This is a genomic window from Pandoraea sp. E26, assembly GCF_000681415.1.
Lineage (GTDB): Bacteria > Pseudomonadota > Gammaproteobacteria > Burkholderiales > Burkholderiaceae > Pandoraea > Pandoraea pnomenusa.
This window is the reverse complement of the sequence record NZ_AYXJ01000009.1, coordinates 248,886-265,318: the sequence shown is the minus strand read 5'-3', so window position 1 is coordinate 265,318 and position 16,433 is coordinate 248,886. Positions and strand designations below refer to the sequence as shown.

Genomic DNA, 16,433 nt, shown 5'->3' with positions numbered 1-16,433 from the left:
GATGCGTACCCGGGGTGCGGAAGAGCTCTGAAAGGGCTGAAAGGGTTGAAAGGGTTGACGGGTGTCAGCCCTTTTTGCTGTCCGAGTGGTCTCGCAGGTTGCCGAGCAGCACCCCGCAAGGTGGTGTCGCAGGCGGTGCGAAGAACAGCATCTCGACTTGATGGATGAGGGCGGGCGCGAACGCGTCGCCGCCGACCTGCGGGGCGATCAATTGCATGAGCACCGGTGAGCCGGGTGGCGGATGCAGCGCGTGCACCAGCAGGCAGAAGTACATGGCGGGGTGCTCGGCGCGGACCACGCCGGCGGCCATGCCTTGCTCGATCAGCGGCGCCATGCGGTCGTACACCGGCATGACCAGGTGACCGTGCAGGATCGCGCCGCGTTCGCCGGTCTCCGAGGCGTGTTGCGCAATGAATTGCTTGTGCTCGGGATGCCGTACCGCGTGCGCGGCAATGATCTCGATGGCTTCCTTGAGCCGATCGGTCACGGGCCGCGACGTATCCAGCGACAGCGCGCGCAAGCGTTCGGCGGGTTCGGCCAGCGCGGCTTCGAGCGTGTCGACGCAGGCGCGCCACAACTGCTCCTTGGAACCGAAGTGCACGCGAACCAGGCTGGCGTCGACCTTGGCCGCACGGGCGATGCCGCGCAGATTGGCGCCATCGTAACCATGTTGCGAAAAGGCATGGATGGCCGCGCCGAGCAGCGCGGCACGGCCATCGGGCAGGTGTTTGGGGCGTCGGCCCCGGGTGGTCGGTGTGGCAGTCATCGTGTGGCGACATCTTGCGATGCGGGCGCGGGCTGCACCCGGCGCTGCGTCTGCGGCGCCGGGTTCCCGCTTCCGGAAGCGCCCTGGCCGGTCGTGTCGGCGGCGGGCTCGGGTGGCACCCCCATCGCGTAAAACAGTAGCGCAGTATCCGACAAACGTGCGCCGGTTGCACGCACTGTCGTCAAATAGGCGTTCCAGTACTGCTGCTCGCGCCCGCGCGCCGCCGACACCGGCAGCGCCCCCAGACGCACCCGCGCCGCCGTATCGCGATAGATCTGTTCGGCCGCCGCACTCGCGTTGTCCGCGTGCAGCAGGGCGGTATTGTCGGCCTCGAGCGAGGCGAGGGTGTCCGCCACGTTCCGGAACGCCGTGAGCACGGTCTGCTTGTATTGGTCGACGGACGCTTCGTATGTCGCCATCGCGGCACGCCGCTGGGCAAGCAGGGCACCGCCGTGGAAGATCGGCTGCGAGATCGACGCGGCAATGCTCCAGAGCGACCCGGCGCCCGAGAGGACGGTCGGCCAGTTGAAGCCGCCCTTGCCCATCGACGCCGTGAGCGAGAGGCTTGGGAACATCTGCGCCGTCGCCACGCCGACTTCGGCCGACGCCGCCTTGAGCGCCATTTCCGCGGCCTGGATATCCGGGCGCGATTTCAGCAGTGTCGACGGGACCACGACGGGTACGCGCTCCGGCACCTTCAGCTCACCCAGTGCGAGATCGTCCGGCGCCTGATCGGGCGTGCGCCCGAGCAATACGGCCAGGGCGTGACGCGTGGATTGCCACTGCGCACTGAGGCCCGGCAGCGACGCAGCCAGCGACTCGGCGTTCTGGGCCGACGCCAGGGCGTCCGAGCGGGAGACCGCGCCGAGCGCTTCGCGTCGCGCCATGTCGGTGGCGTCGGCCTGTGCGAGCGCGACGAGGCGCTCGGTCGCCTTGACCTGCGCGCCGAGAACGGACGCGCCGATGGCGCCGGAGACGATGTTCGCCGCGAGCGCCTGGCGTGCCGAGGCCAACTGGAACGCCTGCTGATCGACCCGCGCGGCGAGCGACGCATTGGCGAAGCGCGATGCACCGAAGAAGTCGAACGTGTAGCGCGCCTGGATCTGTCCCACGAACATGTTGTACAGCGCGGTCGGCGGCCCGAATGTGGGAATGCCGAGATTGCGCTCGCGCGCGGCCTGGCCGCCGATGTCCACCTCGGGGAAGAGCGACGACCCCACTTGTGCTTTGAGCTGTTCGCGCGCGGCCTGCAATGCGCGCTCGGTCGACGCGAGGTTCGGGCTGTTGCGCAACCCTTCGTCCACGAGCGCGTCGAGCTTGTCGGAGCGATAGGCATGCCACCAGGCGTCGACGGGTGCCGCGCCGACGTCGAACTGCTGCGACGCGCCCTGTGCGCTGACCGTGCGCTCGGGCGGCGCGCTCGCGCCATAGTGGGCGGGCGAGGGCATGGCGGGCGGTGTGTCGCCGGGCGTGAACGAGCAGGCCCCCAGCCACAGTGGCAGCGCGGGAACGAGCGGGGCGCACCAGCGCAGGGTACGACGCGGGATCATGAGCGGCCTCCTTGCGAGGTGTCGGCGTGCGAGGCGCGTTCGTCGTGGCGCACGCGGAATGCCGTGGCGTACAGCGCAGGCAGGAAGAACACGGTCAGGATGGTTGCGCTGGTGATGCCGCCCATCAGCGCGGTCGCCATCGGACCGAAAAAGTTGCTGCGCAGCAGCGGGATCAACGCCAGCACGGCCGCGGCCGCGGTGAGCGTGATCGGGCGGAAGCGCCGCACCGTGGCGCTGACGATGGCGTCGAAGCGCGGGTGACCCGCGGCCACGTCCTGTTCAATCTGATCGACCAGGATCACCGAGTTGCGCATGATGATGCCGAACATGGCGATCACGCCGAGCATGGCGACGAAGCCGAACGGCTTGCCGAACAGCAGCAGGGTGGCGACCACGCCGATCATGCCCAGCGGCGCGGTGAGCACCACCAGCATGGTGCGTGCGAAACTCTGCAACTGGATCATCAGCAGCGTGAGCACGGCGATGATCATGATCGGCATTTGCGCATTGATCGACGATTGGCCCTTGGCCGACTCCTCCACCGAACCGCCGATCTCGATGCGATAACCGACCGGCAGCGCCTTGCGAATGTCGGCAAGCTTCTTGTCGACCGCGTCGGTCACGTCGATGCCCTGCTTGCCCGGGCGGACGTCCGAGCGCACGGTGATCGTGGGCTGGCGGTCGCGCTCCCAGATCACGCCGTATTCGAGGTCGTCGACCACGTGACCCAGTGTGGCGAGCGGTACGGGACCGTTGGGTGTGGGCATAGCCAGCGTGGCGAGTTTTGCCGGATCGACGCGTTCGGCCTTCGGCGCGCGCAACGTGATCGAGATCAGTTTGTCGCGCTCGCGGTACTGGCTGATGTCGTAGCCGGTGAGCGTCATGGCGATGAAGTTCGCGATGTCGGTCGAACTCACGCCGAGCGCACGTGCCTTTTGCTGATCGACTTCGAACCGCACTGAGCGCTGCGAAGGCTCGTCCCAGTCGAACTGCACGTCCACGGTGTCGCCGTTGGCCCGCATGACGTCGGCGACTTGCTCCGAGATCTTGCGCACGGTGCCGATGTCGTCGCCGCTCACGCGGAATTGCACCGGGAAGCCGACGGGCGGTCCGTTCTCGAGTCGCGACAAACGGGTGCGCACACCGGGCAGGGCGTCGCGCAGCTTCGGCTCGAGCCATTGGGCGAGCGCCTCGCGATCCTCAACCGACTTGGCGGTGATCACCAACTGGGCAAAGTTCGGCGTGGGCAGTTGCTGGTCGAGCGGTAGATAGAAGCGGGGCGCGCCGGTACCCACGAAGCTCACCGTGTGATCGATTTCCTTGCGGCCCTCGAGGAGCTTTTCCACGCGCTGCGTCTCGCGCAGGGTCGCCTGGTACGACGCCCCTTCCTGCAGCCGCAAGTCGACCATCAGTTCCGGGCGGTCCGAGCTCGGGAAGAATTGCTGCGGGATGAGCGAGAAGCCTGCCATGGCGATGAGGAACAACACGACCGTGATGACGAGCACGACGAGCTTGCGCTCGATGCACCAGGTGAGCCAGCCACGCAGCCGGTTATAGAACTTCGTGTCGTAGACTTCGTGCTCGTGATCGTCGCCATGATGGGCTTCGCGTGGACGCTCGGGCAGCAGCTTGTAGCCCAGCAGCGGTATGAGGACCACGGCGGCGAGCCACGAGGCGAGCAGGGCGATGGCCGAGACCTCGAAGATCGAGCGGGTGTACTCGCCGGTGCTCGACTTGGCCAGCGCGATGGGCAGGAAGCCCGAGACGGTCACCAGCGTGCCGGTGAGCATCGGGAAGGCCGTGCTCGTGTAGGCGAAGGCGGCCGCGCGTTTGCGGTCCCAGCCCTGGGCGAGCTTCACGGCCATCATTTCGACGGCGATGATCGCGTCGTCGACGAGCAGGCCGAGCGCCAGGATCAACGTGCCGAGCGAGACCTTGTGAAGGCCGATGTCGAAGATGTACATGAACAGCGACGTGACGGCGAGCACGACCGGAATCGAAATCACCACCACCATGCCGGTGCGGAATCCCAGCGACACGAGACTGACGATCAGCACGATGGCGACGGCTTCGGCCACGGCTTCGAGGAAGTCGTCGACCGAATGCGACACCGACTCCGACATGCTGGCCACTTCCGTCAGTTTCAGGCCGGCGGGCAGTTGCGCGCGCAGTGACCCCATCGTGCTTGCCAGCGCCTTGCCGAGATGCACGACATCCTGCCCGGTCTGCATGGTGATGCCGATGCCGAGCACGGGTTTGCCGCCGAAACGCATCTCCGAGACCGGCGGATCGACGTAGCCGCGCTTGATCGTGGCAATGTCGCCCAGGCGGAACGTGCGATCGTTCACCCGGATGAGCGTGTCGGCGAGTTCCTGCACGTTGCGGAACTGACCGCTCGGACGCACCACCAGGCGGTCGTTGGGGGCTTCGATGGTGCCGGCGGGCGACACTGCGTTCTGAGCGTTGACCGCCTGCGCGATCTGGTTCGGCGAGATGCCAAGACGCGTGAGCTGCGTGTTGCTGATCTCGACGTAGATGCGCTGGTCCTGATCGCCGAAGTAGTCCACCTTGGCCACGCCCGGCACACGCAGCAGCACCGTGCGCAGCGAATCGGCGTAATCGCGCAGCTGGGCCGGGCCGAAGCCGTCGCCTTCGAGCGTGAAGATGTGCGTGTAGACGTCGCCGAACTCGTCGTTGAAGAACGGGCCCTGCACGCCGGGCGGCAACGTGTACGCGATGTCGCCGACCTTCTTGCGCACCTGATACCACTCTTGCGCCACTTCGCTCGCGGGCGCCGAGTCCTTCATCGCGAAGAACAGCAACGACTCGCCGGGACGCGAATAGCTGCGCTGGAAGTCGATTGCGGGCATCTCCTGCAGCTTGCGCGCGAGCCGGTCGGTGACCTGCTCCTGAACCTGCTTCGCGGTGGCACCGGGCCAGAACGTGCGGATCACCATCACGCGGAAGGTGAACGGCGGGTCTTCGGATTGCGCAAGTCGCGAGTACGCGAGGATGCCGAAGATCGTGGCCATCGCGATCAGGAAGACGACCAGCGCGCGATGGCGCAGCGCCCACGCGGAGAGGTTGAAACGTCCCTCCTCGTGACGGTAATCGATCGGCTCCACAGGGGACTGGGGTGTCGTCTGGGGCACGGGCGGCTTCCCGTCCTGCGTGCTCATGACGCGAAGTCCTCGGGGTGAAGCGGCGCGATGACGCGGACCTTCTCACCCGCCGTCACCGTATGAACGCCCTGCCAGACAATGCGCTCGCCCGGCGTGATGCCGCTTGCGACCGTGATCGTGCGCTCGCCATAGCGCGCGATGCGCACGCGGCGCAGCACGAGCGTGTCATCCGGCTTGACCACCCATACCGCCGGCTGATTGCCGTCGTGGAAGAGTGCGGTCGAGGGCAGCGTGATGGGCTGAAGCGACGGTGCCTGCGCGTCGCCGGCGGCGCTCGCCGTTGACGTCGGCGAGGTGAACGGCTGCGCGAAGGCGACGTTGGCCGTCATGCCGAGCTTCACGTCGGGACCCGGCGAGAGCAGTGATAGCTTGGCGCGGTAGGTCCGGCTTTGCGGATCGGCCGCCGGCGCGATCTCGCGCACGCGCGCCTGCCACGTCTTGCCCGGCACGGCGGGCAGCGTGACGCTTGCCGTCTGGCCCACCCGGAAGGCGCCGAGCGCCACTTCGGGCACATCGACGATCACGTCGACGTCGCCCGTCCAGGCCAATTGATATACCGGTTGGCCGGCGCTGACATTCTGTCCGGTGTCGGCCTGTTCCGCGGTGATCACGCCGTCGCGAACGGCCGTGAGGTTGCCATAGCGCAACTGGTCGCTCGCCAGCGCAGCCTGCTGGCTGGCCTGATTGCGTTGCGCGAGCGCGCTTGCATAGGCGTTCTCCGATTGCTCGAGTTGCGCCGGGGCGATCAGGTTTTCACGCGCCTGCGCGCGGTCGCGGGTGACCGTTTGCGTGGCGTAGTCTAGCTGATGCTGGGCGGCGTCGAGCTGTGCGCGAGCGCTGGCGGCATTCTTCGACAGGTCGGCCGGATCGAGCCGGGCCACGACCTGACCGGTTTTGACCGCGTCGCCCAGGCGCACCGAGCGATCGATGATCTTGCCCGCGACACGGAACGACAATGGCGTGGAATAGCGCGCCTCGATCTGTGCGGGCAACGACGCGATGGGCGTTTGCGCCGCCAGCGTCGCGGCAACCGCGACAACCGGGCGCGGCGGCGGCTCGGGCGGCGCTTTGCGTGAGCAGGCCGCCAGGGCGGCCGCGGCCAGCGCCGTGGAGGCGAGCGCCAGCGTGAGCCGGCGGCGGCGTGGTGCGATATCGGACAGGAAGGGCATCATGCGCTCGTGACTCACAGGGGGTGAGAAATTAAATCTACGGGCGATGATATATGGATTGCCCATGCCCCGCAATGGGGCGTCATCGACATTTCACGTCGGCCTGTGACTATCGACAGGGGGGCGTCATTGGTTTGTTTCGAAGCGCCGGGCAAAGCCCGATCGCCGAATTATTTTGGAGTACGATGCCTGTGAGCGGTACGCCCGCGCAGGCGCTTCGAGCGCACGTGTCATTGGCCGGGGCCGCGTCAGTGTTCCATGGCTTGCGATCGGCAATGTGACGCAATTGCGGCAGCACGTGCCATGCCGGGCGCCGTCCTGGCGCGTGAGGCTTGACCAAAGTCAAGCGAAGGTCATGCCAGGGTGTCGAATGCGGGAGCAAGCCGGAGGTTCGCGACTATGCTGGAGGTATCCGAAGTTTAACGACCGACGTCAGGACGAGGGACCAATAGCCATGACAACACGAATCGCTTTGGTGACTGGCGGCATGGGTGGGCTGGGCGAGGCCATCAGCCTGCGTCTTGCCGATGCCGGATACCGCGTTGCAGTGACCTGTTCCCCCACGAATCACGATTGCGAAGGCTGGGTCGAGCGCATGCGCGAGACCGGTCGTGAATTCGCTGCCTATCGTGTCGACGTTGCCGACTTCGCGTCATGCGAGGCCTGCGCGAGGGCGGTGGAATCCGACACGGGGCCGGTGGACATTCTCATCAACAATGCGGGGATCACGCGCGACGCCACGATGCGCAAGATGACGGCCGAGGACTGGCAGTCGGTATTGCGCACGAATCTGGACAGCGTTTTCAACATGACCCGCCCGCTCTTCGGGGGCATGGTGGCGCGTGGTTGGGGACGCATCATCAACGTCGCGTCGGTCAACGGCAGTCGCGGCGCTTTCGGGCAGGCGAACTATGCGGCGTCGAAGGCGGGCATGCACGGATTCACCAAATCCCTCGCCCTGGAAGTCGCCAAATCGGGGGTCACCGTCAACACCATCTCGCCGGGGTACCTCGCGACGAAGATGGTCACAGCGGTGCCAAAGGAAGTGCTCGAATCGCGCATTCTTCCGCAAATTCCGGTCGGTCGCCTCGGACGGCCCGACGAGGTGGCCGCGCTCGTCGCATTCCTCGTATCTGACGACGCCGCTTTCATCACCGGAAGCAACCTCGCCATCAACGGCGGCATGCACATGGAGTAGCGCGTCGCGCGGCATGGCTCATTACTGCTCACCACGGCTCACTACTGACTTAGGAGATTCAAGATGTCAAAGGAAACGAATCCTGCGCTGGCAATGGTCAAGCTTGGCACGGCGAGTGCGCTGGGCGCCTACGGCATCATGCTGGAGGCCGCGCAGCGCATGCACCAGTTGCAGGCCGCGCGCGATACGGAATTGCTCAAGACCCATGCCGAGGCGGCGCGGTCGCTCGGCGGGGCGAAGGACTTCAATGCATTGTTCACCGCGCAGTTGCAGTTGATCAATGGCCAACTCGCGCAACAGAACGAGTTCTGGCGCGAGTGGCTCGCGGTGGTGGCGAACAATCAGATGCTGTGGGCGGAGCATTGCCGCAAGACGGGCGAGGAGCTCCAGCATGGGATGGCGGGTGCCATGGCGGTGCCGGACATGATGGGGGCGGGCGTGGCGGCCGGCGACGCGGCCCGGGCGGCTGAAGCACCGTTGCAGAAGTGGTTCCAGGCGTTCAACGACGCCACGCAAGGCACCATGGATGCCTGGCGTCGGATGTCGAGCGAAGCCGCGCAGGCGACGGAAGCGGCCGTGTCGCAGTCATCGCCGCTCAACGGCCGTGTGGCGCCCAAGCGCGGCGGCGCGCAGGCTCATCGCTCCAGCACGTAATCGCCGGGCGCGTCGCCCAGCGGGTTTTCCGGTGGCCAGGGCGCGGCGACGGACTCGCCGCCGCCCCGTGCGAGCAGCCACGCCTGCCAGGCGGGCCACCACGAGCTCGGCATGGCGGACGTGGCGTCGAACCATGCGTCCGGATCCCGATAGGTCGACCCCGCCGTGCGCGTCGCCACCCGATAGTGGCTGCTCGGGTGTCCCGGCGGACACACCACGCCCACGTTGTGGCCACCCGAGACCAGCGCGAATGTGAGGTCGCCGTGGTAGAGCAGATGCAGCTTGTAGACCGATCGCCACGGTGAGATGTGGTCGCGCTCGGTAGCCACCACGAACATCGGCGTGCGAATGTCCGCGAGTGCGACCGGTTGCGCGCCGAGTTTGAGCGCGCCGGAGGCCAGCGCATTATTCAGATACAACTCTCTCAGACACTGACTGTGCAGACGCGCGGGAATGCGTGTCGTATCGGCATTCCACACAGTGAAGTCAGTCGTTTGCGCGGGCTTGCCGAGCAAATAGTCACGCATGAGCCGTGACCAGATCAGGTCGCGCGAATTGAGCAACTGGAAGGTCCCGGCAAGTTGCTCGCCGCTGATGAACCCCTGGCGCCACATCATCGCTTCCAGGTAGGCAACCTGACTGGCGTCGATGAACAGGCCCAGTTCGCCGGGTTCGCTGAAGTCGGTTTGCGCGGCAAGCAGCGTCACGCTGGCGAGGGCCCTGGCATCCAGGTCGCCGCGCCCGCGCCGCCGGGCGAGGGCGGCCGCGGCAATGGCGAGGAGCGTGCCGCCGAGGCAGTATCCGCAGGCGTGCACCGGCACTTCTCCCGTCAGACGCCGAACCTCGCGCAGGGCAGTGAGCAGGCCGGTGTCGAGATAGTCCTCGAGACCCCGGTCCCGCGCCTGGGGGCCCGGATTGTGCCAGGAGATCATGAAGACGGTGAGCCCCTGTTCCACAAGAAAGCGCACCAGCGAATGCTGTGCCTCCAGGTCCAGGATGTAGTACTTCAGCAGCCAGGACGGCACGATCAGTACCGGTTCGCGCCAGGTTCGCGGCTGCATCGGGGCGTACTGAATCAACTCGAAGCAGGCGTTGCGATACACGACCTTGCCTGGCGTGGCGGCGATCTCATGCCCGACGCGAAACGCTTCGCAGGCCTTGGGTCCGGCGCCGGGCGCGTGGCCGGCCGCCATGTCCTGGAGGTCGGACCACCAGCGTTGCGCACCGTCGACGAGGTTCTGCCCGTGCGACGCACGAATCGCGGCAAGCACTTCAGGGTTCAGGAACCACTGGTTGCTCGGCGCGAAAACGTCGAGCCATTGGCGCGCCATGAAGCGCACCACGTCGCGATGGTGCGGATCCACCCCCGGAATATCGCCGGTCATCTCGTCGACGAAGTATTGCGCACGCAGAAAGCGGTCTCTCCACCAGGAGAACGGCAACGCATCCCAGGCGGGATCGCGAAAGCGCCGGTCGGCCGGTGGCGGACCGCCCGTGGCCTTCGATGGGGCGGCGGACTGGTCCAGGTGGGTGAATGCCCTGAAAACGTCGAGCTGATGGCCGGGCGCGGTCATTGCGTGCATCGCCCAATCGGCCCATGCGAGCGCGACGGCCGCTGGAGAGACGTTGCCGGTAAATCGCGCCGTGGTGGCCATGGCCGCGCGATCGAGATGGTCGGCAAACGTCGATGCCGCCGAGGTCGGCGCCTTCTCGGGCGCGTGCGGTTCCTTCGTGTGGGCGGCACTCGCATGGGCAGGGGCCGTGCCGGCAGGCGTTGCGCGCCGCGTGTGCGATCCCGTGAGCCGCGTTCCGCGCGAGCGCGATGCCGCCTTGGACGCCGGCGGCGGTTCGGGTTGCCGAACTTCCGACGGCGCCGACGGTGACATTTTGCTGCGGTCTGGCATGGCGGACTCCGTTTCGATCTGCCGCAGGCATGCGAGCGCCTGCCGGTTGCGACAACGAGAAGAGGGGATGCCGCGAGCTTCCGGTCGCCGCGTCAATGAGGTATCAGGCTTTGTCTGCCGCGTGGCCCGGCGCCTCGCGGATCGCCGTCGAACCGGTTCGCGCGTTTCGAAACATGCCACGAATGCGACGAATATAACGCAGACCCCGCGAGACTTCCGTGATCTGCGACAAGTTGCGCGGTCGTGACGAGGACTTATCGGGCGGGGGCCGACGGCAAGCCAGGGGAAACCACCGGAGTCCCGGCGGCGGGCGACAGCGGCGCCGGGCGCGGCTGTGGCTTGCGTGCATGCCAGCTGATGCGGCGAAAAGGCTGCTCGCGGCCCGACAGGGTCAGCGCGATATGCGTGATCCACCGCTGCGTGGGCACCCGTTCGCCGTGCAGCCACATGACGAGCACGAACAGGCTGGCGGCCATCGGCAGTGTCTTCAGGTTGGGGGCGTCGTCGTGTCGGGTGAACCACGCGAAGGCCGCACCCACGGTGAAACCCACGGCGCATCCCGCCACGGACTCCGAAATCGAATGCGCCGAGAGGGCCACACGTGACACACCGACGGCCACGCTTCCCGCCATGGCCGCGAGCGTGCCGAGCGTGCGCCAGGGCCACGCGACGCGACGCAGCAGCAGCCACGCGATGACCGGGTAGACCGTGGCGGCGAGCATCGTGTGCCCGCTCACCCCGGTGAAGTCCAGCTCGCGCAGGCCAAGGCCCCAGCCGAGGAACACGATCTTGGAGATGGCGACGACGAGGGCGGCGGCGCCGAAGAGCATGCCCCATGCCAGCGCCATGCGCCAGGCGCGGGCGAAGAGCAGCCAGAGCGTGAGAGCGGCGGCGGCGGGGACCGTCACGGCCGCACCGCCGAAATTGGTAATGGAAATCCAGGCGCTTGACATGACTACCGAAAAATCGGCCCGGCGGGGAAAGCCGGGCAAACGCATTATCTTACGCGCACGTGCGTTCGAGGGGGACGCCACGAACGCACGGCACGCAGCTCAGAGCGTCCGACATCGGTCGAGGTCTTTCGTTCGCCAGTGCGCGGGCGTCAGTTCGTCGTGGCGGCGTGAAGATGCGCGGTCGATCCGCCGGTGGGATTGCCTGGCGCGCACGGTGGCACATCTTCCGGGAATAAAACGGCAGCCTCGGCGAATGTGATTCAATGCAAGCAATGACGTGGCGTTGCCAACGTCAGACCGGCCCACTCCGGGCACTGCGCTTGCCGGGATGGGACGACGCCTCGCCCGGCGATCCGGAGCGATTGGCCGTGCGCCGGGACGAGCGCGAACTGGTGCGCGAAGCGCTCGCGGCGCCGGACGCCCGCCGCACGCGTGCGTCCTTGGCTGCGGCGACACCGGGCGCACCGGTGACACCTTCGGCGCAGGTCACACGCCTTGCGCGTTTGCCGCTCGACGGCACCCATGGGGGAGGACGTGATGAACCGGCCTGATGATGCGGACGTGACGAAGGCGCCAGAAGTGCCGGGCGGCTTACCTGAGGACGGCGGACGCATGCGGCGTGCCGTCCCGGGGGTGGGGGAAAGCGATGCACCGGGCGACGGCGAGGCGTCCGGACAGAAACCGGCGCCGTCGCGTTCAACGCCCGGCGCGCCTGTCAGGCCGGCCGAAGCGGCATGGGGGCCGAGCCTGGCGCCGTGGCTGTTCGGGGGCGCGGGCGGCGCGATCCTGGGGGGACTGGCCGTGACGATGGCGCTGCTCGTGGGTCGTCCGCCGACGCAGCCCGAACCCGCGCCGGACGTGGCGGCGACCCAGGGCCTGCAACCGCAGGAAATCGTGGCGAGCCACGTGCGCGCGCTGCTGTCGCAGCATCCCATCGATGTGATCTCGACGGATCGACACACCGTCAAGCCGTGGTTCAACGGCCGCATCGATTACGCGCCTGCGGTGGTCGACCTGTCGGCGAACGGCTTCCCGCTCGCAGGGGGGCGTATCGACTATGTCGGCGGCCGCACGGTTGCCGTGCTCGTCTATCGTACGGACAAGCATCCGATCGACGTGTATGTGTTTCCGGCGCGCGACAAGGCGGCTGCCGCACCGATGATGACCGGCGCCGACGGTTACGCGATCGCCCGCTGGCGGCGCGGCGGCATGACCTACTGGGCGATCACCGACGCCGAGGCCTCGCACCTGCGGGTCTTCGTGGAGGCGTTGCAGGCGGCGACCTGATATCGTTGCGTCATGGTTCGTGCCCCCTGGAGTGAGTCATGCAGCAAGTGCCGTCGCCGAGTCCGTCGAAGGTCGAGAATGTCAAGAATGCGCCCGCGGCGCCCGTCAATCCGGCTTGGCAGGCGGCGCAGTACGTCAAGTTCGAAGACGAGCGCACGCGCCCTGTGCGCGATCTCGTGGCGGCGATCCCGGAACTGCCGGAGCGGGCGCACGCGCGAGTGGTCGATATCGGATGCGGCCCCGGCAATTCCACGGAAGTGCTTGCGGCCCGATATCCCCACGCGGAGGTGCTCGGACTGGACAGCTCGGGCGACATGATCGACGCGGCGCGCTCGCGTCTGCCGCAATTTCGCTTCGAAGTCGCCGACATCGCCACCTGGCAGGCGGGGCCGTTCGACGTGGTGCTGGCCAACGCCGTGCTGCAATGGCTGCCGGATCACGAGACGCTGTATCCACGCCTCGTCGCCTGCCTGGCGCCTGGTGGCTCGCTGGCGGTGCAGACACCCGACAATCTGGACGAACCGGCGCATCGGCTGATGCGGGAGGTGGCAGCCGACGCGCGATGGGCCGACCGGCTCAGGGGCGTGGAGCGCACGGCGCGTCACGACGCAATGTTCTATTACCCGCTGCTGCGCGCCCTGTGCTCGCGCATCGACATCTGGCGCACCACCTACCATCATCCACTCGCGGGCGGTGCTCCGGCGGTGGTGGAGTGGTTCAAGGGCAGTGCGTTGCGACCGTTCCTTGCAAGACTCGACGAGGGCGAGCGCGAGGCGTTTCTCGCCCGTTACACCGACGAGATCGCCAAGGCCTATCCGGCACTCGCCGACGGTACGGTGCTGCTGCCGTTTCCGCGGCTTTTCGTGGTCGCCACACGCTGAGCGCGTCGGCGCGCCGTGCGCCCGGCGCCGGCCGCTGCCCCGGTGTAAAGTAACGGCCATGAGCGCCGCTCGTCCTCCTCACCAGCCTTTCCGCAATGCCCCGTTGTACTGGCGCTCGTCGCTGGTGCCCGGGGCCGACATGGTCACGGCGGAATACAACGACCATACGTTCGCGCCGCACTGGCACGACGCGTATACGTTCGCGTGCATCGTCGAGGGAGCGGAGCGCTATGCCTATCGCGGCGGGGAGCACGTGGCGGATGCCGGGTCGGTGGCCATCATCCATCCCGGCGAAGTCCACACCGGATCGCGGGAGACCGACTTCGGCTGGCGTTACCGCGTGTTCTACCTGCCGGTGGATTTCGTGCAGGGCGTGCAGCGTCAGTTGACCGACCCGCTGCCCGGGCTGGCGGCATGCGCCGATGCGCTGCCCTGGTTCGGCGATGACGTGGTGCGCGACGTGCAGGTCATGCAGCGGTTGCTTGCCGCCCATCGCCTGCTGCAGACGGGCGCCGATCCGCTGCTCGCCCAGAGCGTGTTGATCGATGCGGTGTCGATGATGTTGGTCCGCCACACGCAGGCGCGTATTCCCGAGACGCCCACGCATCGCGACAGCGTGCGCGTCGAGACGATGAAGGCGCGCTTGTCGGCCGATCTGACCGAGCCGATGTCGCTCACGTCGCTGGCCGAAGCAGTCGACCTTTCCCCATTTCACGCCGCGCGTCTGTTTTCCCGAGAGACGGGCCTGGCGCCGCATGCGTGGCGCAATCAGTTGCGACTGGCGCGAGCGTTGCCCGCACTGCGCGCGGGCGTCTCCGCCACCGACGTCGCACTGGCGCAGGGCTTCAGCGACCTGTCGCACTTCACCCGCTATTTCCGACGCGCGTTCGGTGTGTCGCCCGGAAAATGGAGCGCCGGTCGGGGCGTGTAACCGGTCACGTTCGCAGGGCGAACGTTGCATGCCTCGAGCCTGTGCACGCGTCGGCGCCCCGTTCATTCGGGCTGTTGCATGCGCGCATTGTGCGTCGTGGATCGACGTTTTCACCTGTGAAACACATTGCGGACCGGGCGTTTCAGGGTATTCCATAGGTTTGCCTGAAACGGCTCAAGTTTTCCCGCGAACGATTCGTTAATCCTCGTCAGAGGTACCGGGGAAGGTATCGAACGAGATCCGCCGCGCGAGTCAGGCGGGGGATCTTTCTCGACACGCAGGACGAATCGCTGGACGCGCAAGGCAATGTTCAAGAATCTGAGTATCAGCAAACGGCTCATCGCCGCCTTTTCCCTCAACGTGGTCATGCTGCTCGTCGTGGCGGTGGTGGCGGTCACGAAGATGTCGACGATGGATGCGAACACGCAGCTCATCGTCTCCGACCTGAACCACAAGATTCTGGAATTCCACAATCTGAAGGATCGTGCGGCGCACGTTGCGGTCATTTTGCGCGACATCGTGATGTCGGCCGACGCATCACAGATCGACGCCCGCCTGGCCAAGATCGACGAGTTGCGCGAAGCCAACAACAAGGGCATCGCCGGCATGGCCACCATGTTCTACACGGAGAAGGGCAAGGCGCTGTATCGCTCCCTGACCGAGGCCAACGTGGTCTACAGCAAAGAGCTCGACACGATCAAGACACTGGTGCACAGCGGTGACTTCGCCCAGGCGAAGGCAGAGTTGATGGGGCCCATGCAGAAGGCCCAGGTTGCTTACTTTTCGCCGCTCGACGACCTGATGGGCGTGGGCAAGGCCGTGAGCGCGAAGGAAGCCGCCGACGCCAATGCGGCCTATATCTCCGCGCGGCTGTGGCTGATGCTGACGTTGCTGGCGTCCGTGGTGCTGTCGGTCATTGCGGGGCTGGCGATCGTGCGCTCGGTCACGCGTCCGGTGAAGGCCGCCGCCGAGGGGGCCACGGCACTCGCGCGCGGCGATCTCACCTATCGTGTCCGTGTGGACAGCACCGACGAAATCGGCCGGATGGCGACCTCGCTCGACACCGCGATCGACCAGCTCAGCCGCCTGGTGCGCAATATCCAGAGCGCGTCGGGCGCGATCGACAACGCCGCGCGCGAGATCGCGCAGGGCAATACCGACTTGTCGCAACGCACCGAAGAGCAGGCGGCTTCGCTCGAGCAGACGGCCGCGTCGATGGAAGAGCTGACCTCGACCGTGCGCCAGAACGTGGAGCACGCAATGCAGGCGCGGCGCCTGTCGCAAGAGGCGTCGGGCGTTGCCGATGCCGGAGCGCAGAGCGTGCGGGCCGTGATCGAAACCATGCAGGCGATGGCCAGCGCCTCGGCCCGCATGAGCGACATGATCAGCGCCATCGAGGGCATCGCATTCCAGACCAACATCCTCGCGCTCAATGCAGCGGTCGAAGCGGCGCGCGCGGGCGAGCAGGGCCGCGGCTTCGCTGTCGTGGCCGGCGAAGTCCGTACGCTGGCCCAGCGCTCGGCGGGCACCGCCAAGGACATTCGCGAATTGATCGCCGCGTCCATCCAGCAGGTGCAGGATGGCACCTCGCGGGTCGAAGTCGCCGGGCAGACGATGGACCGGATCGTGGTGTCGGTGCGCCGCGTGAACGAACTGATTGCCGAAATCGCCGCCGCCAGCGACGAGCAGGCTCGCGGTATCGAGCAGGTCAACCAGGCCGTCACGCAGATGGACCAGGTCACGCAACAAAACGCGGCACTCGTCGAGGAAGCTGCCGCCGCCGCCGAGCATATGCGCCAGCAGGCCGCCGATCTCGTGAGCGAGACGTCGAAGTTCCGCGTCGACGCCGACGTCGGGCTGTCCCGAGTTGCCACGTTGCCGGAGCCCCGTCGCGAGACCCCGGCAGGTGCCGGCGCGCTCATCGCGCAGCGCGCCGCCGCCTGAGGTCGCGGGCGACG

At 67.0% G+C, this 16,433-nt stretch carries 13 protein-coding genes; 7 read left to right on the top strand and 6 right to left on the bottom strand.

Annotation, left to right across the window (positions count from 1 at the left end; genetic code table 11):
• Positions 1 to 64: 64 nt before the first annotated feature.
• From W930_RS26445 to W930_RS0106690, 4 genes are read right to left on the bottom strand one after another with little or no spacing between them, the layout of a single operon-like run.
• Positions 65 to 766 (bottom strand): TetR/AcrR family transcriptional regulator, encoded by a 702-nt coding sequence (locus tag W930_RS26445; protein WP_023595834.1) that lies wholly within the window; start codon positions 764 to 766, stop codon positions 65 to 67.
• Entirely contained in the window at positions 763 to 2,316 is a 1,554-nt protein-coding gene (locus W930_RS26440; RefSeq protein WP_023595835.1) for an efflux transporter outer membrane subunit, read from the bottom strand. Before W930_RS26440 ends, W930_RS26445 begins: the two co-directional genes overlap by 4 nt.
• Positions 2,313 to 5,432 carry an efflux RND transporter permease subunit gene (locus W930_RS26435; RefSeq protein WP_051399366.1) on the bottom strand — a complete coding sequence of 1,040 codons (3,120 nt, stop codon included), beginning with the start codon at positions 5,430 to 5,432 and terminating at the stop codon, positions 2,313 to 2,315. Before W930_RS26435 ends, W930_RS26440 begins: the two co-directional genes overlap by 4 nt.
• Before the next feature lie 59 nt (positions 5,433 to 5,491).
• Positions 5,492 to 6,667, bottom strand: a complete 1,176-nt coding sequence (locus W930_RS0106690; RefSeq protein WP_023595837.1) for an efflux RND transporter periplasmic adaptor subunit — start codon at positions 6,665 to 6,667, stop codon at positions 5,492 to 5,494.
• Positions 6,668 to 7,121: 454 nt separating this feature from the next.
• On the opposite strand from W930_RS0106690, the gene phbB reads away from it, so the two are divergent.
• Positions 7,122 to 7,865, top strand: a complete 744-nt coding sequence (gene phbB, locus W930_RS0106685) for an acetoacetyl-CoA reductase (protein ID WP_023874451.1) — start codon at positions 7,122 to 7,124, stop codon at positions 7,863 to 7,865.
• Positions 7,866 to 7,928: 63 nt separating this feature from the next.
• On the top strand, positions 7,929 to 8,519 hold the full coding sequence (locus W930_RS0106680; protein WP_023595839.1) for a phasin family protein: 591 nt from the start codon (positions 7,929 to 7,931) through the stop codon (positions 8,517 to 8,519).
• Here the strand turns inward: W930_RS0106680 and W930_RS0106675 are convergent.
• Positions 8,501 to 10,423, bottom strand: coding sequence for an alpha/beta fold hydrolase (locus W930_RS0106675; RefSeq protein ID WP_028730870.1), 1,923 nt, complete (start codon positions 10,421 to 10,423; stop codon positions 8,501 to 8,503). The two genes, W930_RS0106680 and W930_RS0106675, sit on opposite strands and share 19 nt — an antisense overlap.
• A gap of 254 nt (positions 10,424 to 10,677) precedes the next feature.
• Entirely contained in the window at positions 10,678 to 11,376 is a 699-nt protein-coding gene (locus tag W930_RS26430) for a phosphatase PAP2 family protein (protein ID WP_023874449.1), read from the bottom strand.
• A gap of 263 nt (positions 11,377 to 11,639) precedes the next feature.
• On the opposite strand from W930_RS26430, the gene W930_RS0106660 reads away from it, so the two are divergent.
• From W930_RS0106660 to W930_RS31050, 5 genes are all read left to right on the top strand, one after another.
• On the top strand, positions 11,640 to 11,927 hold the full coding sequence (locus W930_RS0106660; protein WP_038617659.1) for a hypothetical protein: 288 nt from the start codon (positions 11,640 to 11,642) through the stop codon (positions 11,925 to 11,927).
• Positions 11,914 to 12,663 (top strand): anti-sigma factor, encoded by a 750-nt coding sequence (locus tag W930_RS30645; protein ID WP_023874447.1) that lies wholly within the window; start codon positions 11,914 to 11,916, stop codon positions 12,661 to 12,663. The genes W930_RS0106660 and W930_RS30645 overlap by 14 nt, the downstream gene beginning before the upstream one ends.
• Positions 12,664 to 12,701: 38 nt before the next feature.
• Positions 12,702 to 13,544 (top strand): trans-aconitate 2-methyltransferase, encoded by an 843-nt coding sequence (gene tam / locus W930_RS26420; RefSeq protein WP_023874446.1) that lies wholly within the window; start codon positions 12,702 to 12,704, stop codon positions 13,542 to 13,544.
• 58 nt (positions 13,545 to 13,602) lie between these two features.
• A complete protein-coding gene (locus tag W930_RS0106645; protein ID WP_023595846.1) occupies positions 13,603 to 14,475 on the top strand; it encodes an AraC family transcriptional regulator in 873 nt (290 codons plus the stop codon).
• A gap of 306 nt (positions 14,476 to 14,781) precedes the next feature.
• Positions 14,782 to 16,419, top strand: coding sequence for a methyl-accepting chemotaxis protein (locus W930_RS31050; RefSeq protein WP_023874445.1), 1,638 nt, complete (start codon positions 14,782 to 14,784; stop codon positions 16,417 to 16,419).
• The last annotated feature ends 14 nt before the right edge of the window (positions 16,420 to 16,433 follow it).